This is a genomic window from Halobacillus sp. K22 (genome assembly GCF_052246795.1).
Lineage (GTDB): Bacteria > Bacillota > Bacilli > Bacillales > Halobacillaceae > Halobacillus.
Genome location: NZ_JBQQCN010000006.1, coordinates 124,474 through 149,421 on the forward strand (window position 1 = coordinate 124,474; position 24,948 = coordinate 149,421).

Below are 24,948 nucleotides of genomic sequence, written 5' to 3' on the forward strand. Positions count from 1 at the left end.
TCTGCATTTATGTGAGCTCTTCTTTCCGATATTTAAAATAAGGATGATCAAGGGTTGTGTTGTATTTGGGATGAACGCTATTAGTAAATCCGATTTAGCCGATAAAGTTACTCCTTTATCAGAAATTGGTTCGAGTATAATAACGCTCTTAGATCGGAGAGGGGGAAGATAAATGAATAATCCATACTTAGAGGTGTTTATAGATGAAAGTAAAGAGCACCTGCAATCAGTTAATGATCATCTTTTATTATTAGAAGAAAACCCTGAAGATCTTTCTATCGTAATTGAAATTTTTAGATCTGCCCATACACTCAAGGGAATGTCAGCAACCATGGGGTATAAGGACCTTTCAAACTTAACACATCAGATGGAAAATGTTCTAGATGGAATACGAAATAAGCAAATTAAGGTTGATGCTGCCATGTTTGATGTCGTATTCGACTCAGTGGATGAATTAGAAGCGATGGTCATGGATATAGCTGATGGAGGAACTGGTAACCGTAACGTTGAACAAGTCTTAAAAATGCTTGAAAGTTTTGAAATAGGAGAAAAATCCATAACTTCTAACTTAGAACCTGCCCAGCAGTCGCATACTTCCTTAGGTGTTTCTATTGACGCATTTACAAGGACGGTTCTAGAGCATTCTAAAGAACAAGGTCAGCAAAACTATCGAATTGAAGTCACTTTAAGAGATGATTGTCTATTAAAAGCTGCCCGTGTTTATATGGTTTTTGAGACTCTGGAGCAGATGGGAGAAGTTATTCTTTCTATCCCCTCTGTGGATCGGTTGGAAAACGAGGAATTCGAACAAAGTTTTATAGTGCTATTGGTTACAACTTCCACCATTGAAGAAGTAGAAAATAAGATACATAAAGTATCGGAAATTGAGAAAGTTACGGCAGCTGAATTCCTGCTTGAACCCTCCTCGACCGACTCATCATCCTCGGAAGAAACTTCTTGCTTAGAAACTGTAAATGAAGCAGCGTCTGAAGGAAGAATAGAATCAGAGACTTTAGTGGATTCAAGTCAAAAGCAGCCTGGAAATAAAACGATTCGTGTAAACATAGATCGTTTGGATGATCTAATGAACTTGTTCGAGGAACTTGTAATTGATAGAGGAAGACTGGAACGACTCTCAAGTGAATTGAATCACGCTGAGCTTCATGAAACGGTTGAAAGCATGACAAGGATTTCAGAGAATTTGCAAAGTATTATTCTGAATATGAGGATGGTGCCGATCGAACAAGTTTTCAACCGGTTCCGTCGCATGGTTCGGCAACTTGCCAGAGCCCTAAGTAAACAAGTTGATTTACATATAGTTGGGGCTGATACTGAACTTGATCGAACAGTTATAGACGAAATTGGAGATCCGCTTGTTCATTTAATTCGCAATGCTCTCGATCATGGAATTGAAAGGCCGGCGGAAAGGGAAAATAAAGGAAAAGATCCTTCAGGAAAACTGGAGTTAAAAGCTTACCATAGCGGCAATCACATATTTGTAGAAATAGCTGATGATGGTGCAGGAATTAACAGAGATAAAGTGATTCGTAAAGCGGTAAGTCAAGATATAGTTACAGAGCAACAAGCCTTGAATATGACCGAGGAACAGGTGTTTGAATTAATAATGACAAGTGGTTTTTCGACCGCCGACACGCTTTCTGATGTTTCCGGCCGTGGGGTGGGACTTGACGTGGTAAGAAATACGATCGAATCGCTTGGAGGCACCATTACCATAGATTCAGAGATTGACCGCGGCAGTACATTTTCTGTCCAACTCCCTCATAGCTGTCATCCTAGTAGAAGTGCAAGAAGAGAAATTTGCGATCCCTCTTAGCTCGATATTGAGACAGCTATTGTTAAGAAAGAAGAGGTGATGTTTTTTCATAGAAAACAAGTTATCGATTTCAGAGGGAAAGTAGTCCCGCTCGTCTTGTAGAAAGACGTGTGAGAAATACTTTCTTCAGAGGAAAAGCCTGAATTACTTTCCCTGATTATTTGATGAGTGGATCTATTAAATGGAACTTGTACGCTGCTATTTTTGGATGCTTTTTCTGTTTCTTACCCTTATGTAAAATATATGGAAAATCTCTATTGTACGAGGTGGATAGGTTTTTCTTTTTTGCTTCTTATAGCATAAGAGGACCAGCGAGCTGTTTGAAAGCCGGACAACGAGAACTTAGGTTTGATTCTACCTCTGTCAATTTCCATGCAGAAGTAAAAGGAGGCTAACACTGAGAAGAGCCTTCTGATATATACACACATTTTAAAATAAATAATGAGATACAGAAAATGAAATTAATATAAAAACGAGCTTGGAGGGTTATAATGGCAAACTGTTCATCTCCTCAAGAAGAAAAGTTATGGGAACTATGGACAACTAGTAAAGATGGGGAAGCTGCTAATCAATTAGTGCAGCTTTATGATTACCTAGTAAGCTACCATGTGCAGAGAATATCTGCCCACTTACCCAAAAGCGTAAGTAAGGACGACGTTAGAAGCTTAGGCATGCTCGGATTATTTGATGCACTGAAGAAGTTCGACACATCAAGAGATTTAAAGTTTGATACATATGCTTCCTTCAGAATCCGCGGTTCTATTATGGATGGTCTTAGAAAAGAAGACTGGCTGCCGCGCTCTGTTCGGGATCGGGCAAAAAAGATTGAGCAGATGACTGAAAAGCTGGAGCAGCGTCTTCAGCGGCCGGCTACTTCAGCAGAAATCGGAAAAGAATTAAATATGACAGCAGCAGAGGTAGAAGAAACGGTTAAGGATTCGTTATACGCTAATGTGCTTTCAATGGAAGAAAGACCGAAAGAAGGGGGAGAGGAACATAAAGAAGGGATCGGTTACTCTATCCCCGATGAACAGACAATGACTCCCTCGGCTTCAATGATTCAAGGAGAGAACTATCAGGAGCTGGCGATTCAAATTCAACAGCTTAACGAGAAAGAACAGTTGGTGATAAGTCTATTTTACAATGAGGAACTTACGCTGACGGAAATAGGCGAAGTGCTTAACTTAACTACATCTCGAATTTCTCAGATTCATGCAAAGGCTATATTTAAGCTGAAATCCGCATTAAGGTATTTAATGGAAATTTAAGCGCGGGAAAAATGTGTGAATAATTAAAATAATGGTCTTTCAGGATAAAATGGTAGCTTACATAGAAATGTCAGATTTTCAACCGGCAGAAATCCGTGTAGAGGAACGTCTTCTTCTATTGAAAAAGACTATATTAAATCTCAGTGTTGACTTTACAGATAAGCTCCCGATACTGGAAGTTAGTTAGGTCCCTTACGTAAAATGGATAAGGGTTGGTGGGGGAATAACTCGTCTTGTTTCATCACCCAGACACTCGAGACATAAGCCGTTCATCAACGGCTGGAAAAACCACCAGCCTTTTGATGCTCGGCTTATGCTGGTCGAGTCTAACGGGGCGATTCCATATTTGAACACTTTCCTATGGCCTTACACGACGTAGGGTCGATCGACCCTGCATCGTGCAGGGCCGGAAAGCGAATCGTCTCCCGCAGGACCTTCACTGTAACCTGGTATCTCGAAACTGATTCTTACAATATACGGCCCGATAGCTTAAGAAAGATTTTTATGAAAAATCAACCATAATGTTTAACGGAGCCTTGAATAAAGTCATATACCGTTTGGGTTCATGGAAACAACCCTGGAGAGTCATTTTTCAAACAGGTTCTACTTCAGCCTATTTGCTGCTTGCAGTAAAGCCTATTTAATGGAAAGGACGGATCAGCCGTCTTTTCTTACCGGTCAGCTGAAACGAATAGAGTTTATTACAGTGCTTCACGAATAATCAAAACAAACGACAGGGTATTAACAGACTGATCGTGTATAGCAGGTGAAAATCAAGATGACCACGTTCTTATTAGTCGTCAGTTTTATATTTGATGGTGTATTAATATTGGCCTTTATCACTCTATCTATCAGAGTGAAAAAGAACGAAAAGCTTGAAATGCGCCAGGAGGAAGTAGCTAAAGAAATCGAAGATATGTTTACATCATATTTAATTGAAATCAAAGAAGAGAACAACCGAATGAGCGAGTGGCTTAAGTCCGAAACGGATCCATTAAGAGGAATAAAAACAGAAGATAGTAAATCTGATTCTAAAGAAACTGGATTCTCGAATGATTCTTTGGATGAAGCTTCGGGAAAAAACAAAATTTATTCACCTCCAATGCCCGACAAACAGAAAGACGTTTTTGAACGCAGCGGCAACTACCGAATTCAAGAGTTAAGCAGGGCGGGTTATTCAGTAGATGATATTGCGAAGAAATTAGACAGGGGTAAAACAGAAATTGAACTATTTCTTAAATTTCAGCAAAAACATTAGTTGAAAAACTTGATAGAGCCACGGTGTTATGGTATATTTACTGTCGGTGTCAATACACACGTCTTTGGATTCTTTTATAGGTTGCTCTTACAAAAAGAGTTTGTAAAAGAAGATGATAAAGGCGGAGGATACTAAAAATAAACCAAACAGGAGGAACAAATTATGTCTGTAATTTCTATGAAACAGCTTTTAGAAGCTGGTGTTCATTTTGGACACCAAACCCGTCGCTGGAACCCGAAGATGAAGAAATACATCTTCACGGAGCGTAACGGAATTTACATCATCGACCTGCAAAAAACCGTTAAGAAGGTAGATGAAGCATACAATTATGTGAAAGATGTAGCCGCTGATGGTGGTAACATTCTTTTCGTAGGTACTAAAAAACAAGCCCAGGATACTGTACGTGACGAAGCAACTCGTTGCGGCATGTACTACATCAACCAGCGTTGGTTGGGCGGAACTCTTACAAACTTCGAAACGATCCGTAAGCGTATCAATCGTCTTAAAGATATTGAGCGTATGGAAGAGGACGGTACAACAGATGTACTTCCTAAGAAAGAAGTTGTTGACATGCTTAAAGAAAAAGATCGTCTAGTTAAATTCCTAGGTGGTATTAAAGAAATGAAGAGTCTTCCAGATGCAATGTTTGTCATCGATCCACGTAAAGAGCGCATTGCTATTGCGGAAGCTCATAAATTGGACATTCCTGTTGTAGGAATTGTTGACACAAACTGTGACCCGGACGAGATCGATTACGTTATCCCGGCAAACGATGACGCAATCCGTGCCGTTAAGCTGCTAACTTCTAAAATGGCAGATGCTGTTCTTGAAGCTAAGCAAGGGGAAGAAACTGAAGCTACAGAAGAAGTAGAAGCTCAAGTAGAAGCTGCTCAAGAGTAATGAAGTTTCAGGAGGTGATAAGGGGGTTTTCCTTTTATCACCTTTTTTAAAGAAGAAATGCACCTCCACTTCGGTGCAAGGTGCTTAAAAACATAATAAAATTAGTTCAACTCATAAGGAGGCTTTACAATGGCTGTAAACGCTAAAATGGTAAAAGAACTTCGTGAAAAAACTGGTGCTGGAATGATGGATTGTAAGAAAGCACTAACTGAAACGGACGGAAACATGGAAGAAGCAATGGCTTGGCTTCGTGAAAAAGGAATTTCCAAAGCACAGAAAAAAGCAGACCGTGTAGCTGCTGAAGGTGCAGCCGCAATTGAAATCTCTGGTAACACAGCTGTTCTTTTCGAAGTAAACTGTGAAACGGATTTCGTAACAAAAAACGATCAGTTTAAAAAATTGCTTCAAGAACTTGGACAGCACCTTGTAAATCAAAAACCAGCAACAGTTGAAGAAGCTCTAGAACAGAAACTTCATGGTGAAGGGGAAGTACTAAGCAGCTATATTACAGACGTAGTAGCTAAAATTGGTGAAAAGATTTCCCTGCGCCGCTTCTCTATCCAGGAAAAAACAGATAATGACGCTTTTGGTGCTTATCTCCACATGGGCGGTAACATCGGTGTTCTTACTGTACTTGAAGGCTCTACAGATGAAGCTGCAGCAAAAGATGTAGCTATGCACATCGCAGCTGTAAATCCTCGTTATGTTTCTACAGATGCTATTCCTGAAGAAGAAATTAACAGTGAGCGCGAAATGCTTAAGACTCAGGCACTAAATGAAGGAAAGCCGGAAAATATCGTTGAGAAAATGGTAGAAGGCCGTCTGAATAAATTCTTCCAAGAGATTTGCCTGCTTGAACAGGACTTTGTTAAAGATCCTGATCAAAAAGTGAAGCAGTTTGTTAAATCTGCTGGCGGTTCTGTTACTTCTTTCCAACGCTTCGAAGTCGGTGAAGGAATGCAGAAACGTGAAGAAAACTTTGCTGATGAAGTAATGAGCCAAGTTAAAAAATAATGACTGCTGAAAATAGGGAACACACATGGCGTGTTCCCTATTTTCAAAGGCTACATAACACTAAAGAATTTGTAGCAGACCAACTTAAAGAATAGCAATTACACGGGAGGTTACTATGACTACTGCTCGTTATCGTCGTATTGTACTGAAACTCAGCGGAGAGGCTTTGAGCGGTGAAGCTGGTTTCGGACTAGAACCAAGTATTATCCAATCTGTTTCACGTCAAGTGAAGGAAGTGGCCGAACTCGGTGTAGAAATTGCCGTGGTTGTCGGTGGCGGCAACATCTGGCGCGGGAAAGTCGGAAGTGAAATGGGTATGGATCGTGCCAATGCCGATTATATGGGAATGCTGGCTACTGTAATGAATTCTCTAGCCTTGCAGGACAGTTTAGAAAACCAGGGCATCCCGACCCGTGTTCAAACTTCTATTGAAATGAGACAAGTAGCCGAGCCTTACATTAGACGTAAAGCCATACGTCATTTAGAAAAGAAGCGCGTCGTTATTTTTGCTGCAGGTACCGGAAATCCTTATTTTTCAACAGATACAACTGCAGCGCTTAGAGCAGCCGAAATAGAAGCAGATGTCATTCTTATGGCGAAGAATAATGTGGATGGCGTATACACCGATGACCCTAAATTGAATGAAGATGCAACTAAATACGATCAGCTCTCATATATGGATGTATTAAATGAGGGGCTTGGGGTTATGGATTCAACAGCATCATCATTATGTATGGACAATGATATTGATTTACTGGTATTCTCTATTACAGAAGAAGGTAATATCAAAAAAGCCGTAATGGGCGAAAATATTGGAACGATTGTAAGGGGGAAATAATCATGTCTAAAGCAGTGATTAATGAGACAAATCAACAAATGGAACAAGCCGTACAAGCTTTCTCTCGTCAGCTTGCTACTGTAAGGGCAGGCCGTGCGAACCCATCTATTCTGGACAATGTATATGTTGACTATTATGGTGCAGCAACACCTTTGAACCAGTTGGCTCAGGTTGGTGCTCCAGAACCTCGCCTGCTGGTTATTACTCCATATGATAAATCAGCGATTGCGGAAATTGAAAAAGCGATTCAGAAAGCAGATCTTGGCTTGTCTCCTTCCAGTGATGGAAATGTTGTACGTATTAACATTCCAGCATTAACTGAAGAACGCCGTAAAGACTTGGCTAAAGTTGTAGGTAAATATTCAGAAGAAGCAAAAATACAGGTTCGAAACATTCGTCGTGAATCCAACGATCGTTTGAAAAAACTTGAAAAAGACGGAGAACTAACTGAAGATGATCTCCGCTCCTATTTTGACGACGTGCAGAAGACTACGGACAAGCACGTTGAAAAAATCGATCAGTTGGCTAAAACGAAAGAAGAAGAGATCATGGAAGTATAATCTGCTTCATTTTCAGTTATGCCAATAGGTATATAGAGCCGCGCTGTTGATGTTAGGCAGCGCGGCTTTTTATGTTAGGTCTGTTATATAACTTTGAAGAAAAGCAATGCTGTGACAGTAGTAATAAGGACCAGGGAGCTCTTCTTCCCTAAGCTCTTGTGAAGTAAAATGATTCTTCCACCTTTACGCTTTCTTTTACACAGGTCTTTATGTCATGCTCAGCATGTTGTAGGATGATAGTATATAATAGAAAGATGGAAGAAACGGACTGGAGGATCTAGTATGCCACTCAAGTTTCCATTTACAAAAAATAGAAAAGAAATAAAGCCGCAGCCTCTAGGTCTCGATCAAAGCCATTTGCCCCAACATGTAGCGATTATCATGGACGGAAATGGACGTTGGGCTAAAAACCGTAACATGCCGCGCATTGCCGGCCATAAAGAAGGTATGGGCGTGGTTAAAAGGATTGTACGTCATGCTTCGGACATCGGTGTAAAAGTTTTAACACTTTATGCATTTTCTACTGAAAACTGGAAACGCCCTAAAAATGAAGTTGATTTCTTAATGAAATTACCTGTAGATTTTCTGAATACATATTTGCCAGAACTCATTGAGAGAAACGTCCAAGTTAGGACAATTGGTGATTTTAGTGTTCTGCCACCCCATACAAAAAAAGCAGTTCAGGAAGCAACTGAGAAGACTAAGCACAATGATGGGCTTATTCTTAATTTCGCTTTAAACTATGGCAGCCGCTTTGAAATGATCAATGCAGTGAAGCAAATAGCAGCTCAAGTAGAAGATGGAGAAATAACCAGTGAAGATGTTAATGAAGAGTTGTTTACCTCTAAACTCTACACGTGTGAGTTAATTGAGCCGGATTTACTAATACGGACTAGTGGGGAACAACGTTTGAGCAACTTTTTATTGTGGCAGTTAGCATATGCAGAGTTCTGGTTTACAGAAGTGTATTGGCCGGACTTTGATGAAAGCCAGTTTGAAAAGGCGCTGCTTGATTACCAAAAAAGGAAACGTCGTTATGGCGGAGTATAAGGTGTGAACGTATGCTATGAAACAACGGACAATAACGGCCGTAGTCGCGGCTTTAATATTTTTACCGATCGTAATGACCGGTGGGACACTGTTTAGAATCTTTATTTATATCATTGCAAGTATTGCTCTCCTGGAGCTTGTAAGAATGAAGAAAATTTCAAGATACTCTGTTCCTTCGGGGCTGGGTTTGTTATTAATGTGGGCACTTATGTTCCCTTACAGGGATCTGAATGCTTACATGGATTTAGAGAATTTAATTACAAAATCAGAAATTACTTTACTTGCTGTACTGGTACTGCTTAGCTATACCGTACTTGTAAAGAACCGCTTTACATTTGACGACGCTGGATTCTTGCTACTATCAGCTATCTATATAGGGATGGGCTTTAACTATTTAATTGAAACGCGAGAGGCGGAACTTGCTTATATTTTCTTTGCTTTGTTTGTGGTGTGGTCCACAGACACGGGCGCTTATGTGTTTGGAAGGGCATTTGGAAAACACAAATTGTGGCCGCAGATAAGCCCAAAGAAAACAATTGAAGGTTCCGTCGGCGGCGTCCTTCTAGCTGTACTGGTAGCGATTATTTTCCAATCGGTTGCTCCTCTTGATCATTCTCTTTTCATAGTGATTCTCGTTACTGTACTCGTTTCGATTGCGGGCCAGATTGGAGATTTAGTGGAGTCAGCATTCAAACGGCACTATGCGGTTAAAGATTCAGGAAAAATCCTGCCAGGACATGGTGGAGTGCTTGATCGCTTTGACAGCTTAATTTTCATCCTGCCGATTCTTCACCTCATTAATTTCATCTCAATTTAGAGAGGAGCGCGAATAATGAAGCAAATAACTTTGCTAGGCGCAACAGGGTCTATTGGATTGCAAACCTTGGATGTGATCCGTCTGCACCCTGAAGAATTTTCCCTCCATTCTATGGCCTTTGGCCGGAATATCGAGAAAGCATTGCCACTTATAAAGGAATTCAAACCTCGCTTGATCGTTGTACAAGACGAAGATACAAAGAAAAGGTTAGAAAGTCATGTAAATGGAACTCCTATTCTTACTGGAAGTGGAGGTATGATTGAAGCGAGTGTTGAAGACAGGGTAGATGTTGTAGTAAATGCTGTAATGGGAAGCATAGGTCTCCCAGCAACACTTAAAGCTATACAGGCTAAAAAGCTGATTGCCATCGCTAATAAAGAAACGCTCGTAACCGCCGGTCATCTTGTAATGGCAGAAGCTCACAAACACCAGGTAGAACTATTACCTGTGGATAGTGAGCACTCTGCCATATACCAATCCCTGAATGGTGAACGTAAAGAAGATCTTCATAAGTTAATTGTTACGGCATCAGGGGGGAGCTTTAGAGATAATACAAGAAAAGAACTTGAAGGAGTGACGGTTAAAGATGCTCTTAATCATCCAAACTGGAGTATGGGAGCAAAAATCACAATCGACTCTGCCTCTATGATGAATAAAGGTTTAGAGGTTATTGAAGCTCATTGGCTTTTTGATGTACCTTATGACCAGATCCATGTTATTCTTCATAGAGAAAGTGTCATCCACTCAATGGTTGAGTATGTAGATGGAAGTGTCATGGCTCAGCTTGGAACCCCTGATATGAAGGTTCCAATCCAATACGCTTTAACTTATCCAAACCGACTGAATTTACCGATTACAAAACAGCTTAATTTAGAGGAAATAGCTACTCTGAACTTTGAGAAAATGGACTTTGAACGTTTTCCTTGTCTGCGGATGGCTTATGAAGCAGGACGTGCTGGAGGTTCCATGACGACTGTGTTAAATGCAGCTAATGAAGAAGCCGTTCAGCTGTTTTTAGAAGGAGAAATTTCATTTCTGGATATAGAGAAAAAGATCGAACAGTCTTTGGAAAATCACGATCGTATTCATAACCCTGACTTGTCTACCATACTTTCTATTGACGAGGAAACTAGGAAACGAGTTCGTTTCCATTTAAATTAAAAGGAAGGTGCTTCATTTGACTACAGTGATTGCATTTATACTCATGTTCGGACTACTGGTGTTTGTGCATGAGTGGGGGCATCTGATTTTTGCCAAACGAGCTGGCATGCTTGCACGTGAATTTGCAATTGGCTTCGGGCCAAAAATATTTGCTTTCACAAAAAATGAAACATTGTACACGATTCGTCTTCTACCTATTGGCGGTTATGTTCGTGTGGCCGGTGAGGATCCTGAACTAGTTGAACTAAAGGCGGGCCATCATGTAGGTCTTGAGTTCAATGATGAAGGAAAGGTCAAGCGGATTATTGTCAATAATAAATCTAAGCATCCTCATGCTCGGGTGATTGAGGTAGAAAGAGCTGACCTTGATCATCGTTTAATGATCGAAGGTTACGAAATTGATGAGGATGAGCGGTTGGTCTTTGAAGTGGATCCCAAAGCTATGTTCGTTATGGATGAAAAAGAAACACAAATTGCTCCTTATGATCGCCAATTTGCTTCTAAATCTGTCCCTCAAAGAGCAATGCAGCTCTTCGCTGGGCCTCTCATGAATTTTGTACTTGCTATTGTTCTTTTCATGATTCTTGGATTTATTCAAGGGGTCCCGTCGAACGAAGCAGTACTTGGCGAAATCCAAGAAGGCTCACCTGCACAGTCTGCTGGACTTCAAAAAGGTGATGAAGTCATCGCCATTGATGGAGAATCCGTAAGCAGCTGGGATGAATTCACCACAATTGTACGCAACCACCCGTCGGAGGAAATTACGATGACGGTGGATCGTGAGGGTCAGACCCAGCAGATAGCTGTTACCCCAGCAACGATTGAGAATCAGGACATGGAGATTGGCCAAGTTGGAGTAGCGACTTCTTTTGAAGATTCTTTCTTCAAAAAGATTACGTTCGGATTTACTCAAACCTATGAATGGTCTACGTTGATTTTAACTAATCTTGGTAAATTGGTGACCGGACAATTTTCACTGGACATGTTATCTGGCCCCGTAGGTATATATGATGCCACAGATCAAGTGGTAAAAACGGGGTTAACAAACTTCATTATGTGGACAGCGATTCTAAGCATTAACCTTGGTATTGTAAATTTACTCCCGCTTCCAGCCCTTGATGGCGGACGTTTGCTGTTTGTTGGTTTAGAAGGGGTACGCGGAAAACCGGTAGATCCTCAGAAAGAGGGGATTGTTCACTTTATCGGATTCGCCTTGTTAATGTTGTTGATGCTGCTTGTCACATGGAATGATATCCAACGACTATTCTTGTAAAATAAAGAGCTGGAAGCCTGTGGAGACAACAGCTCTCATTGGCTTCCGGCTTGCTTTTTAAGTTAATGAACATAAAAAATTTATTAATTCATAGAACTGAGGTGCATCTAATGAAACAAAGCCAAATGCTGATCCCTACTTTGAAAGAAAATCCTGCAGATGCCGAAATTATGAGCCACCAGCTCCTCGTTCGTGCTGGTTACATACGTCAGCTTGCTTCAGGAATCTACAGCTTTTTACCAATTGGACGACGGGTCCTTTCTAAGGTGGAAGCTATTGTAAGAGAAGAGATGGAAAAGATTGGTGCTCATGAAATGTTGATGCCTGCGCTTGAACCATCGGAATTATGGAAAGAAACTGGACGCTGGACGACTTTTGGATCCGAATTAATGAGAATAAACGATCGTCATGGGCGAGAGTTTGCACTAGGAGCAACTCATGAAGAAGTAATCACCAGCATGGTTCGCAATGAGGTAAAAAGTTATAAACAGCTTCCTTTGAGTGTTTATCAGATTCAAACAAAATTCCGTGATGAAGCTCGTCCACGATTTGGCCTTTTAAGAGGGCGCGAATTTCTAATGAAAGATGCTTACTCTTTTAATGAGTCTTATGAAAGCTTGGATCGAACGTATCAGCAAATGTTTGATGCCTATTCGAATGTATTCAGGCGATGCGGTCTGAATTTTAGAGCGGTTATTGCAGATTCAGGTGCTATGGGTGGTAAAGATACACATGAATTCATGGTACTCTCTGAAGTAGGTGAAGATGTAATTGCTTATTCGGATACTTCACGTTATGCCGCAAACATTGAAATGGCTCCGGTGAACCAGACATACACTAAATCTGATGAAACTCCTTTAGATATTAAAAAAGTCCATACACCTGATCAAAAAACCATGAGGGAGGTAGCGGACTTTCTAGGTCACGAACTTCAAAAAGGATTAAAGTCCATTTTATTTAAAGTGGATGAAAAGTTAGTTATGACCATTACTCGCGGTGATCATGAAGTAAATGATGTGAAACTTAAAAATCTATATGATGCTGAAATTATTGAGCTTGCGAGTGAAGCAGAAGCAAAAGAAGTCATAGGTGCGGGTTTCGGCTCTTTAGGCCCTGTTCAAGTGGCTGAAGATGTTGAAGTTGTAGCAGATTTTGCGGTAGAAGCTCTTGTTAACGTTTCCTGCGGAGCCAATGAAGAAGGCTATCATTTTACCAATGTTACTCCAGGTGAAGATTTCCAAGTCAGCCAATATGCTGACCTCCGATTTATCGAAGAAGGAGATCCATCTCCGGATGGTGAAGGAAAGATCTTATTTGCTCGAGGTATTGAAGTGGGCCACGTATTTAAACTTGGAGAGTTTTATTCAGAACGAATGAATGCCACTTTCCTGAATGATCAAGGGAAAGCAACGACAATGATTATGGGGTCGTATGGTATTGGTGTATCCCGGACACTCGCAGCTATTGTAGAGCAATACCATGATGAAAGTGGGATCACGTGGCCTAAGAATATTGCACCTTATCAAGTTCACTTGTTATCCTTAAATTCTAAAAAAGATGAACAGAAAGAATTGGCAGATGCTCTATACAACACACTCATTGAAGCAGGAGTAGAAGTTTTGTATGATGATCGTAAAGAGCGTGCCGGCGTTAAGTTTGCTGACAGCGACCTATTTGGAATTCCGCTTCGTATTACGGTAGGAAAGCGTGCTTCTGAAGGGGTTGTAGAAGTAAAAGAACGAATCTCCAGTGAACAGTTTGATCTGGAACAAAAAGAAGTTTTGGACTATGTAACCAATTGGTATAAAGCCTGACTTCAAGTACAGCTTTGAATATACCCTTGCTTAAAGGTGAGCAGGGGTATATTCATGTAAAGACCTTGCACAGGGGAGAATAGGGGGAGGAATCATATTGGGTGTGACCAATAAGGATAAAATGCATTATTTACTGGAACAGATCCAGTTTCCACACGAACTGATTGAACCTCATTTTAGAGATAGCACGATGGAAAAGCTTATCGTTTATCGAGAAACGAAAGAGTGGCATTTTCATTTTAAAATGGAACAGCCATTACCACCGGCGGTTTATGAGTTGTTTACTACAAAACTCCAATCAGCTTTTAGAGCAATTGCTGAAGTAAATTGGACCATTGAAACCAATGAAAAAGACATCACAGAAAGCGATACTCTTGAATATTGGAATGGGTTTATCAAAACGATGACCAATTTGTCTCCGGGTTATAAAGATCTGCTGATGGAGCAAAAGCCGGAGATTATCGGAAACAAGATTATGTTAACCTGTAGAAATTTGGCTGAAAGTCATGCAGTTAAGAAGAAGCTGGAAGAACCATTGCAAAAATTTTGTATAAAGTCAGGACTTCCTCCATATATGGTCTCAACACGAGTAAAAGAGGAACAGGAACAAATTAAAAAATTCCAGGAAGAGCGCCAGAAAGAGGATAAGAAGATCGTCCAGCAGGCGGTCAAAGATCAAGAAGAGCGGGCAAAAGAGAAAGACGATTCCAAGCCTAAGGGACCTATTGAGATTGGGTACAAAATACAAGAGGATCCTGAACCTATGGAAAATATTTTGGAAGAAGAGCGTCGCAAAATTGTGCAGGGATATGTGTTTGATGCTGAAGTGAAAGAACTTCGATCAGGCAGGTTTTTGCTACTTCTTAAAGTTACGGATTATACGGATTCTTTCTCCATAAAGATGTTCTCACGTGGAGACGAGCATGCAGAAATGTTTAAGCATGTAAAAGAAGGACTTTGGATAAAGGCACGCGGAAGTATTCAAACGGACAATTTTACGAGCGAACTCACTATGATGGCTAATGACATTAATGAAGTTAAACCTAACCTGCGAAAAGACGAAGCTCCAGAAGGAGAAAAACGAATTGAGCTTCATTCTCATACGACGATGAGCCAGATGGATGCTCCAGTATCTCCATCGAGGCTTATCGCTAAAGCAGCAGAATGGGGTCATGAAGCAATTGCGATCACAGACCACGCCGTTGTCCAGGCTTACCCGGATGCCCATGCAGCTGGTGAAAAAAACGGGATCCAAGTTATTTATGGCCTTGAAGCTAATTTGGTCGATGATGGTGTTCCGATCGCGTATGAAGAACAGGATCGTGATCTCGAATCTGATGTTTACGTTGTCTTTGACGTAGAAACAACGGGTCTATCTGCTGTCTATGATAAAATCATAGAACTAGCAGCCGTTAAAGTTAAAGGCGGGGAAATTATTGATCGATTCGAATCCTTTGCAAACCCTCATCAGCCTCTGTCCCAGACCACTGTGGATTTAACTGGAATCACAGATGACATGGTTAAAGATGCACCAGAGATTGAGGAAGTATTAAAAGATTTTCATAAATGGATGGATGACGATATACTTGTTGCTCATAACGCAAGCTTTGACATGGGATTCCTGAATGCAGGCTTTAAAGCGATTGGGTATGAGAAGGCCCAAAATCCAGTTATCGATACGCTCGAACTGGCAAGGTTTCTCGTGCCAGAGCTTAAGAATCACCGGTTAAATACACTTTGTAAGAAATTCGACATCGAATTAACTCAGCACCACAGGGCTATTTATGACGCTGAAGCAACGGGTTATTTATTGTGGAAGCTTATTAAGCGAGCCATAGAGCGTGGCATTACAAATCATAAGAATTTAAATGATTATATGGGGGAAGGAAAAGCATATCAGCGCTCACGTCCTTCTCATTGTACGCTCCTAGCTACTAACAGCACCGGGCTGAAAAACATTTATAAACTAGTATCAGAGGCACATGTGGATTACTTTTACCGCGTGCCCAGAATACCCAGGTCACGTTTAGCCAAGCTGAGAGAAGGTATTCTTGTGGGCTCCGGATGCGACAAAGGTGAATTATTCGAAACGATCATGCAAAAGTCAGAAGAAGAAGCAGAAAAGGTTGCTGAGTTCTACGACTATATCGAAATTCAACCCCCAGGTAACTATTATCATTTACTCGAGAAAGACCTGGTTCAGAACGAAGCTCAAATCTATGACATTCTGAAAAGACTGGTCGCGATGGGAGAACGCCTTGGGAAAACAGTAGTGGCTACAGGTAATACCCACTATGTAGAACCTCATGAAAAGCAATACCGGCAAATAATGATTGCTTCACAAAGTGGTAATCCGCTTAATCGACAGACGCTGCCTGATGTTCACTTCAAAACCACAAATGAGATGATTGAAGAGCTTTCATTTATTGGAGATGCCAAAGCTAAAGAACTAGTAGTCACTAATACTCGTAAGATCTTGTCTCAAATTGGTGAAGTAACCCCGGTAAAGGAAGACCTCTTTACGCCTAATATCGAAGGTGCAGACCAGGAAATCCGCGAGATGTCTTATAATAAAGCGAAGAGCCTGTATGGCGATCCAATCCCAGAGCTGGTTGAAAAAAGACTGGAAAAAGAGCTGGAGAGCATCATTGGCCATGGATTTGCTGTAATCTATTTAATCTCTCAGAAGCTTGTAACAAAATCCTTGGAGGATGGCTACCTCGTTGGGTCCCGTGGCTCTGTAGGGTCTTCTTTTGTCGCAACGATGACGGATATTACCGAAGTAAACCCGCTTCCGCCCCATTACGTTTGTCCATCATGTCAGTTCCATGAATTTTTCACGGACGGGTCGGTGGGCAGTGGATTTGACCTGCCTGAGAAAGATTGTCCTGAGTGCGGTACAGCTTTCCGTAAGGATGGACAGGACATCCCGTTTGAAACATTCCTAGGATTTAAAGGCGACAAAGTACCCGATATTGATCTGAACTTCTCTGGTGAATACCAGCCTCACGCTCACAATTATACGAAATATTTATTTGGTGAAGCCAATGTATTTCGTGCGGGGACTATAGGAACAATTGCTGAAAAAACCGCTTATGGTTACGTTAAAGGTTACGCTGGCGATCACCAGCTGCAGTATAAAAATGCTGAAATTGACCGTCTGGTTCAAGGGTGTACAGGGGTTAAGCGTACGACAGGGCAGCACCCTGGAGGGATTATCGTAGTGCCAGATGATATGGAAATCTATGATTTTTCTCCAATTCAGTTTCCAGCAGATGATACAAAATCGGAATGGCGAACTACACACTTTGATTTCCACTCTATTCACGATAACTTGCTGAAGCTTGATATACTCGGGCACGATGACCCTACCGTTATTCGTATGCTCCAGGATTTAAGTGGAATTGATCAGAAGGAAATTCCTGTGGATGATCCGGAAGTAATGAAGATTTTCAGCGGACCGGAAGCACTAGGTGTAAATGCTGAACAGATTATGTGTAAAACAGGGACGCTTGGCGTTCCTGAATTTGGAACGAGATTTGTACGGCAAATGCTTGAGGATACAAAGCCTAGTACGTTTGCTGAACTAGTTATTATATCTGGTCTGTCTCATGGTACGGATGTTTGGCTTGGTAATGCTGAACAGTTGATTAATGATGGGATTTGTACACTTCCTGAAGTTATCGGTTGCCGTGATGACATCATGGTATATCTTATGCATAAAGGTCTTGAGCCTTCATTAGCTTTTAAAATTATGGAATTTGTTCGTAAGGGCCGGGGGCTTCAGGACGAGTGGATTGAAGAAATGAAGAAGCATGGGGTGCCAGACTGGTACATTGACTCTTGTAAAAAGATCAAGTACATGTTCCCTAAAGCTCACGCTGCGGCTTACGTACTGATGGCTGTACGCATAGCTTACTTTAAAGTCCATTATCCTATCTATTTTTACGCAGCTTATTTCACAGTAAGAGCCAGTGACTTTGAGTTAGAGACGATGGTTAAAGGATCAGAAGCGATTCGAAAACGAATTGAGGAAATTCAGGCTAAAGGTCTAGATGCAACACCTAAGGAAAAGAGCCTTATGACCGTGCTGGAACTTTCCTTGGAAATGTGTGAGCGCGGCTATGGCTTTAAGAATGTGGATCTATATGAATCCAGTGCCACTGACTTTCTTGTGGAAGACAATCAATTAATTCCTCCGTTTAATGCTGTGGATGGATTAGGGACGAACGCAGCTATTAACATTGTAAAAGCTAGAGAAGAAGGAGAATTCTTATCTAAACAGGATTTAAGAGAAAGAAGCAGGATTTCAAAGACTGTGCTTGAGTATCTGGATAACTTCGGTTGTTTGGAAGGAATGCCTGATGAGAATCAGCTCTCTTTGTTTTGATGAACATCAAGGAAGTCTTTACCTTCTAAGTAGTGGTACCGTTCTTCCTCTATTGCATATTTTAAGCATCTATGGTATATTTTTTTATGGTGAGAAGAGCGATATGGACGACCAGAAGAGTGGGGCAACCCACTCTTTCGTCATATTTAATGCTGATGACTGTCAAGAAACCGGAACCATTAGAGGCTTCAAGGCCGAGTGACTCGACCGCTATGATTTATTTCATAGCGGTTTCTCGTGGACCTACTTTAGTCTTCACCGCTCAAGCAAGATTGAAATGAAATCAATGATTAGATGCCATACTAAATTAAAATGTATAAAAGTGTTTTTAAAGGAGGGAAAATCATGAGTCATCATCATGTAACAGCCGTTACGGAAAAGCTCGTTCAGCCAATTTTGGAGGATATGAACCTGGAGCTGGTTGAGGTCGAGTATAAACAGGAAGGGAAAAACTGGTACCTTCGTGTATTTATCGATAAACCTGAAGGCGTAGATATTGAAGAGTGTGGTCAGGTTTCTGAGAAATTGAGTGAAAAACTTGATGAAGAGGACCCTATTGAGTTTCCATACTTTTTAGAAGTAGCTTCACCTGGGGCTGAAAGACCTTTAAAAACTCAAGAAGATTTTAAAAAGTATGTAGGCGAACATGTATATATGAAACTATACGAACCCATTGATCAAGAGAAAGAATTCGAAGGAACGCTCGTTTCTTTCGAAAATGAAACAGCTATAGTAGAAATTCGTATAAAAACAAAAAAGAAACAGCTGGAAGTACCATTCAGCAAAATCGCTAAGGCGAATCTGGCTGTCACGTTTAACTAAGGGGGAGAAAACTGTTGAGTAGTGAACTATTTGATGCCATGAATTATTTAGAAAAGGAAAAAGGCATCGACAAAGGTTTGTTGTTGGAAGCACTTGAAGCTGCGTTAATTTCTGCATATAAAAAGAACTTTAATTCAGCCACCAATGTTCGGGTAGATATTAATGAAGATGAAGGCAGCATGAAAGTATTTGCCAGAAAAACAATCGTGGATGAAGTGATGGATCCCCAGCAGGAAATTGCTTTAGAAAGCGCAAAAGAAATTGATCCAAACTATGAGGAAGAAGATGTCATTGAAGTCGAAGTAACACCTATGGACTTCGGCCGAATTGCGGCGCAGGCAGCCAAACAAGTAGTGACTCAGCGAGTGCGGGAAGCTGAACGAGGCATCATTTATGGTGAATATGTTGACCGTGAAGAAGACGTCATGACTGGCATTATTCAGCGTAAAGATCCACGCTTTGTTTATGTTAACCTTGGTAAAATTGAGGCGAGACTGCCTGAAGGCGAACAAATGCCCACGGAAACTTATGAAGTTCATGATCGTTTAAAAGTATTTGTAACTAAGGTGGAAAACAGTAATAAAGGTCCTCATATCTATGTTTCCCGTACACACCCTGGACTCTTAAAACGATTGTTTGAAATGGAAGTTCCTGAGATTTATGATGGCACCGTAGAAGTACGTTCGGTTGCTCGGGAAGCAGGGGATCGCTCTAAAATTTCTGTTTACGCTGAGGACCAGGAAATTGATCCAGTCGGCTCCTGTGTCGGCCAGCGAGGTCAGCGGGTTCAGGCTATCGTTAATGAATTAAAGGGTGAAAAAATTGACATTGTTCAGTGGTCGGAAGATCCGATTGAATATGTTTCTAATGCTCTAAGTCCTTCAAAAGTAGTGGAAGTTCTTGTGGATGAGGAAGAAAAGGCCACAACGGTTATCGTTCCTGATTATCAACTCTCTCTTGCTATAGGCAAACGTGGTCAAAACGCTCGTCTTGCTGCAAAATTGACCGGCTGGAAGATTGATATTAAGAGTGAAAGCGAAGCACGTGAACAGGGTTTGCTTGATGAGAATGAACAAGGTGAGCTCGACGAAGAATTAGAAGATGAATTGTTTGATGAGTAAGGAGGGGAACTCATGTCCCGTTCTAAAAAGCAACCGCTCAGAAAATGTGTAGTTACTCAAGAAATGTACCCTAAGAAACAGTTGATCAGGGTCGTTCGCAACAAAGAAGGAGAAGTCTTTGTAGATGAATCCGGCAAAAAAAACGGACGAGGAGCATACCTCTCCAGAGACCTTGATGTGATAGAAAAAGCAGAAAAACAACAGGTGTTGAATCGCCATTTGAATGCATCTGTAGACGCAGCCGTTTATGAAGAACTAAAAGCAACAATTAAGGCAGACGAAAAATGAACAAACGTTATTTGAATTTATTAGGATTAGCTTTCCGTGCCGGAAAGTGTACACTTGGGGAAGAAGCGATTGTTCGTGATATCCAAAAAAACAGAGCAAAAATCGTTCTTATCGCTTCGGATACAGGAAAACAAACAAAAAAAAAGCTGACAGATAAATGCAGCTTTTATGATATACCTTGCTACATGGTGGATGATCGGGAAACACTATCACAAGCCATCGGAAAGGCAGGGAGAGTCGCGATCGCAGTTCTTGACCAAGGATTTGCGAAAAAGTTGCAATCGCTACTCGATGAATCTATTCGGGGGTGAAGATATATATGACTAAAATGCGCGTATATGAATATGCCAAGAAAAATGAATTAGCAAGTAAACAAGTAATTGAGCAATTGAAGAAGATGAATGTGGAAGTTTCCAACCATATGTCAACCGTAGAGGATGATGTGGCGAAACAATTGGACCAAGCTTTTGGCAAAGGTCAGCAAAAGACTGAAGCTAAAAAAACTGATGGCCAAAAGAACACTAAACCATCTAATAAGCAGCAAAAACCAAACCAGAAAAACCAGAAAAATAATAAGAATAAAAACCAGAAAAATCAAAAGTTTTCCAACCAGCAGCAGCCTCCTCAGAAAAAGCAGAAGAAACAAACTCCAGAAAAAGTTACGTATTCCGGAAGCTTAACGGTAGGAGAGCTGGCTGAAAAGCTAAATAAAGATTCCTCTGAAATTATAAAAAAATTAATGTTCCTAGGCGTAATGGCTACAAAAAACCAGGAACTTGAGGCTGATTCCATTGAATTGATCTGTGATGAATTTAATGTGGAAGTGGAAGAAGAAGTAATCGTTGATGAAACGGATATCGAAAACATCGCATTTGATGACGATCCTGAAGACTTGAAAGAACGACCAGCTGTCGTGACGATTATGGGACACGTTGACCATGGTAAAACTACATTACTCGACCAAATCCGTCATACGAAAGTAACGGAAGGTGAAGCTGGAGGAATTACACAGCATATTGGTGCATACCAGATCAAACATGATGAGAAACAAATCACCTTCCTTGATACACCAGGTCACGCTGCCTTTACCAGCATGCGTTCCCGCGGTGCTCAGGTTACAGATATTGCCATTTTGGTAGTAGCAGCGGATGACGGCGTTATGCCGCAGACGAAGGAAGCAATTAGTCATGCAAAAGCTGCAGGAGTTCCAATTATTGTTGCTGTTAACAAAATGGATAAAGAAGGTGCGAATCCTGATCGCGTAATGCAGGAATTAATGGAATATGAATTAATTGCTGAAGATTACGGTGGCGAAACCATTTTTGTTAAAATGTCAGCGGTCCAAGGTGAAGGAATCGATGAGTTAGTGGAAATGATTGTACTCGTTTCTGAAATGGAAGAATTGAAAGCTAATCCTGACCGTCTTGCGAATGGAACGGTTATTGAAGCAGAGCTTGATAAAGGTCGTGGCCCTGTTGCAACCCTTCTCGTCCAAAATGGAACACTTAACGTAAGCGACTCCGTAGTCGTGGGAAATACGTATGGACGTGTACGGGCCATGGTGAATGATGTCGGACGCCGCGTGAAAGTGGCAGGACCGTCCACTCCTGTGGAAATAACAGGCTTAAATAATGTACCTCAAGCAGGCGATCGATTCCTCGTGTTCGAAGATGAGAAGAAAGCACGTTCTATCGGTGAAGCACGCGCCCAGAAGGCTCTTGAACAAAATCGAAGCTCTACAGCTAAAGTAAGCCTGGACGATTTGTTTGAACAAATCAAACAAGGGGATATTAAAGATATCAACTTGATTGTTAAAGGTGATGTTCAAGGCTCTGTGGAAGCTCTAGCGGGTTCTCTTGAGAAAATTGACGTTGAAGGCGTTAAAGTTAAAATCATCCATACGGGTGTTGGCGCTATCACAGAATCGGATGTGGCCCTGGCCGCTGCTTCTAACGCGATCATTATCGGATTTAATGTCCGACCAGATGGCAATGCCCGAAAAGCTGCTGAATCCGAGGATGTACAGATTCGACTTCATAACATTATCTACAAAGTAATGGAAGAGATTGAAGCAGCGATGAAAGGAATGCTTGATCCTGAATATGAAGAGAAAATCATAGGTCAAGTTGAGGTTCGGGAAATCTTCAAAGTTTCCAAAGTGGGCACAATCGCTGGTTCTTATGTAACAGATGGAAAGATCTCCCGTAACTCCGGAGTACGTATTATTCGTGATGGCGTGGTTATATTTGAAGGGGAGATCGATGCCCTTAAACGTTATAAAGATGATACTAAAGAAGTTCAGCAAGGTTATGAGTGTGGAATTACGATCAAAAACTTTAATGATATTAAAGTTGGAGATATTATCGAGCCGTATGAAATGCAGGAAATCGAACGCACATGATTTTGAGTGCTGAGGTCGAATGCATCATCTATGATGCTCAGTCGCTGAAGGAAAAAAGGTCTGTCCTCAAGCGTGTGAAAACAAGGATTCAAAATGAATTCAATGTAGCTGTCAGTGAACTTGATTATCAAGATCTCTGGCAGCGCACATGTATCGGTTTAGTTACGATAGCCAGTGATAAGGTTATAGCCGAACAAACCATTCAAAGGACCCTGTCCTTCATCGATTCTTTTCCAGAATTGGAAAGAACGGAAACCGTTCTGGAATGGCTATAACGTTCGTTTAGAAGAGGTGAAGAAGTTATGAATGATTTACGTGCCAATCGCGTCGGAGAACAAATGAAGAAAGAATTAAGCGATATTATCGGCAAAAAAATCAAAGACCCGCGTGTGGGCTTTGTTACAGTGACTGAAGTGAAAGTCACTGGCGATTTGCAGCAAGCTAAGATTTACATTTCTGTATTAGGGGATGAAAAACAAAAACATGATACCCTGGTTGGTCTAGCAAAAGCCAAAGGGTTCATACGTTCCGAGATCGGGCAGCGTATTCGTCTTCGTAAAACTCCAGAAATCATGTTTGAGTTTGACGAGGCGATTGAAAGAGGAAATCGTATTGAAACGATCCTTCGCGATTTAAATGATACAGATAGCTAAGGTTATGACGAATCCGTGCTCCTGCAGCACGGATTCTATGTGTGTAAAAAAACTTACTCTGAGGTGGTTTCATGGATGGGATTCTTCCATTGTGGAAGCCTAAAGGATTTACTTCCCATGATTGTGTAAGTAAAGCAAGAGGGATGTTAAGAACTAAGAAAATTGGTCATACGGGAACGCTTGACCCGGAAGTAGAAGGAGTATTACCTTTATGTGTAGGAAAAGCTACTAAAATCGTTCCATTTTTAACCGATACGATAAAGGTATACGAAGCTTCGGTAATGCTTGGCTACTCAACAGCTACAGAAGATGCTGAGGGTGAAATAATCGAAAGAAAAGCGGTTGAGCCTTTACTTAACTTAGAAACAATTAAAAAAGTAATAGCTTCTTTTCGAGGGGATATCGAGCAGATTCCTCCTATGTACTCAGCTGTTAAAGTAAATGGAAAGAAGTTATATGAATATGCTAGAGAAGGCATTGAAGTTGAACGACCTAAGCGTCAGGTAAGAATCGAAGAAATAGAATTAACCAGTGATGATTTAGTGTTTGAACAACAAACGGCTTCTTTTTCTATTCGAGTCGTATGTTCAAAGGGGACTTATATACGAACGCTCTGCGCAGATTTGGGACGCGCTCTTGGATATCCTGCCCATATGTCCGCCCTTGTGCGTACAAAGACAGCTGATATTACCGAGCAAGAGTGTTTTCGCTTTGACGAAATTCAACGTAAAGTGGATGAGCAAAAACACGATGAACTCCTGTTACCCATAAAAAGAGGACTAGCCCACATGCCATCCTGGAAGGTAACGGAGGATATGAAGCCTCTGATTCAACATGGGCGGGTATTAGATAAGCCAGAGCATCTTGATGCCGATAACTTTCTAGTACTATGTGAAGAAGAAGCGTTGGCCATCTATCAGCAGCATCCAACTAAGGCAGGATATGTAAAACCCGTACGAGTCTTTTAATAAAATATTTATTAAACTCGGTTGTTATGTTTATAAATTGGTTATTAAACTAAAGGGCCGTTTACTTTAAGACTCAGTTTCGAGATATTGGTTATGAGGAAGGTCCTTCGGGGGACGATTTGGGCCAGCTGCATCGCCCAGACACTCGCGTCATAAGCAGGAATTTCAGCGGGACGAATGAACGCATCCCTTTTGAATTTCCTGCTTATGCGTGTCGTGTCTATCGGGGCGATTCCGCTCTTGAACACTTTCCGCGGGCATGTGGTGAGCTTCCTCGGGCTTAACAGCCCTGCGGGATCTCACCGATCATGTTCATCCCGCAGGACTCTTCATCGTCCCCCTCCGGAATTTGCCAAATCAGCAACTCTAAACCACTTAAGATATCTTCTTGATGCACAAAATGAGCATGGGAGCATGAGGATTTGTCATGCTATAAAGATGGGGAATAACCTGTCATAGGAGCATTTAAGACCTGTTAAGAAAAAGAGCACACTCTATTCTGGCAGGGTTCGTTATTC

The 24,948-nt window shown here is 41.2% G+C and carries 20 protein-coding genes and 1 pseudogene; all 21 read left to right on the forward strand.

The genetic code is table 11. From position 1 onward, the window contains the following. Positions 1 to 172: 172 nt before the first annotated feature. Positions 173 to 1,930: pseudogene (locus ACTWPM_RS06885) on the forward strand (Hpt domain-containing protein); the annotation flags it as partial. Between the two features lie 395 nt (positions 1,931 to 2,325). Beyond that, the gene (locus ACTWPM_RS06890) at positions 2,326 to 3,102 is read left to right on the forward strand and encodes a FliA/WhiG family RNA polymerase sigma factor (protein WP_443132327.1); all 777 of its coding nucleotides are present in this window, start codon (positions 2,326 to 2,328) and stop codon (positions 3,100 to 3,102) included. Between the two features lie 778 nt (positions 3,103 to 3,880). Beyond that, positions 3,881 to 4,360, forward strand: coding sequence for a hypothetical protein (locus ACTWPM_RS06895; RefSeq protein ID WP_443132328.1), 480 nt, complete (start codon positions 3,881 to 3,883; stop codon positions 4,358 to 4,360). A 162-nt stretch (positions 4,361 to 4,522) separates the two neighbouring features. Further along, positions 4,523 to 5,260 carry a 30S ribosomal protein S2 gene (gene rpsB / locus ACTWPM_RS06900; RefSeq protein ID WP_443132329.1) on the forward strand — a complete coding sequence of 246 codons (738 nt, stop codon included), beginning with the start codon at positions 4,523 to 4,525 and terminating at the stop codon, positions 5,258 to 5,260. 129 nt (positions 5,261 to 5,389) lie between these two features. Further along, a complete protein-coding gene (gene tsf / locus ACTWPM_RS06905) occupies positions 5,390 to 6,274 on the forward strand; it encodes a translation elongation factor Ts (RefSeq protein WP_443132330.1) in 885 nt (294 codons plus the stop codon). A 115-nt stretch (positions 6,275 to 6,389) separates the two neighbouring features. Then, a complete protein-coding gene (gene pyrH, locus ACTWPM_RS06910) occupies positions 6,390 to 7,112 on the forward strand; it encodes a UMP kinase (RefSeq protein WP_422168689.1) in 723 nt (240 codons plus the stop codon). 2 nt (positions 7,113 to 7,114) lie between these two features. After that, entirely contained in the window at positions 7,115 to 7,672 is a 558-nt protein-coding gene (gene frr, locus ACTWPM_RS06915; protein WP_443132331.1) for a ribosome recycling factor, read from the forward strand. Between the two features lie 282 nt (positions 7,673 to 7,954). Then, positions 7,955 to 8,722, forward strand: a complete 768-nt coding sequence (locus ACTWPM_RS06920) for an isoprenyl transferase (protein WP_443132332.1) — start codon at positions 7,955 to 7,957, stop codon at positions 8,720 to 8,722. A 16-nt stretch (positions 8,723 to 8,738) separates the two neighbouring features. Then, a complete protein-coding gene (locus ACTWPM_RS06925) occupies positions 8,739 to 9,539 on the forward strand; it encodes a phosphatidate cytidylyltransferase (RefSeq protein WP_443132333.1) in 801 nt (266 codons plus the stop codon). 15 nt (positions 9,540 to 9,554) lie between these two features. After that, positions 9,555 to 10,700 carry a 1-deoxy-D-xylulose-5-phosphate reductoisomerase gene (gene dxr / locus ACTWPM_RS06930; RefSeq protein ID WP_443132334.1) on the forward strand — a complete coding sequence of 382 codons (1,146 nt, stop codon included), beginning with the start codon at positions 9,555 to 9,557 and terminating at the stop codon, positions 10,698 to 10,700. Between the two features lie 16 nt (positions 10,701 to 10,716). Further along, positions 10,717 to 11,973: an RIP metalloprotease RseP gene (rseP, locus tag ACTWPM_RS06935; protein ID WP_443132335.1), complete on the forward strand. Its 1,257-nt coding sequence runs from the start codon at positions 10,717 to 10,719 to the stop codon at positions 11,971 to 11,973. Between the two features lie 110 nt (positions 11,974 to 12,083). After that, positions 12,084 to 13,787: a proline--tRNA ligase gene (locus ACTWPM_RS06940; RefSeq protein WP_443132336.1), complete on the forward strand. Its 1,704-nt coding sequence runs from the start codon at positions 12,084 to 12,086 to the stop codon at positions 13,785 to 13,787. 97 nt (positions 13,788 to 13,884) lie between these two features. Continuing rightward, a complete protein-coding gene (locus tag ACTWPM_RS06945) occupies positions 13,885 to 18,177 on the forward strand; it encodes a PolC-type DNA polymerase III (protein ID WP_443132337.1) in 4,293 nt (1,430 codons plus the stop codon). Positions 18,178 to 18,522: 345 nt separating this feature from the next. Further along, positions 18,523 to 18,999: a ribosome maturation factor RimP gene (gene rimP, locus ACTWPM_RS06950; protein WP_089750959.1), complete on the forward strand. Its 477-nt coding sequence runs from the start codon at positions 18,523 to 18,525 to the stop codon at positions 18,997 to 18,999. A gap of 14 nt (positions 19,000 to 19,013) precedes the next feature. Beyond that, positions 19,014 to 20,120, forward strand: a complete 1,107-nt coding sequence (gene nusA, locus ACTWPM_RS06955) for a transcription termination factor NusA (RefSeq protein WP_443132338.1) — start codon at positions 19,014 to 19,016, stop codon at positions 20,118 to 20,120. A gap of 12 nt (positions 20,121 to 20,132) precedes the next feature. Beyond that, positions 20,133 to 20,408, forward strand: a complete 276-nt coding sequence (rnpM, locus tag ACTWPM_RS06960; RefSeq protein ID WP_443132339.1) for an RNase P modulator RnpM — start codon at positions 20,133 to 20,135, stop codon at positions 20,406 to 20,408. Further along, entirely contained in the window at positions 20,405 to 20,719 is a 315-nt protein-coding gene (locus tag ACTWPM_RS06965) for a YlxQ family RNA-binding protein (RefSeq protein WP_443132340.1), read from the forward strand. Before rnpM ends, ACTWPM_RS06965 begins: the two co-directional genes overlap by 4 nt. 8 nt (positions 20,720 to 20,727) lie before the next feature. After that, the gene (gene infB / locus ACTWPM_RS06970; RefSeq protein ID WP_443132341.1) at positions 20,728 to 22,809 is read left to right on the forward strand and encodes a translation initiation factor IF-2; all 2,082 of its coding nucleotides are present in this window, start codon (positions 20,728 to 20,730) and stop codon (positions 22,807 to 22,809) included. Beyond that, positions 22,806 to 23,084: a DUF503 domain-containing protein gene (locus tag ACTWPM_RS06975; protein ID WP_443132342.1), complete on the forward strand. Its 279-nt coding sequence runs from the start codon at positions 22,806 to 22,808 to the stop codon at positions 23,082 to 23,084. The genes infB and ACTWPM_RS06975 overlap by 4 nt, the downstream gene beginning before the upstream one ends. Before the next feature lie 27 nt (positions 23,085 to 23,111). Next, positions 23,112 to 23,462: a 30S ribosome-binding factor RbfA gene (gene rbfA, locus ACTWPM_RS06980; RefSeq protein WP_443132343.1), complete on the forward strand. Its 351-nt coding sequence runs from the start codon at positions 23,112 to 23,114 to the stop codon at positions 23,460 to 23,462. Positions 23,463 to 23,533: 71 nt separating this feature from the next. Beyond that, positions 23,534 to 24,430 (forward strand): tRNA pseudouridine(55) synthase TruB, encoded by an 897-nt coding sequence (truB, locus tag ACTWPM_RS06985; protein ID WP_443132344.1) that lies wholly within the window; start codon positions 23,534 to 23,536, stop codon positions 24,428 to 24,430. The last annotated feature ends 518 nt before the right edge of the window (positions 24,431 to 24,948 follow it).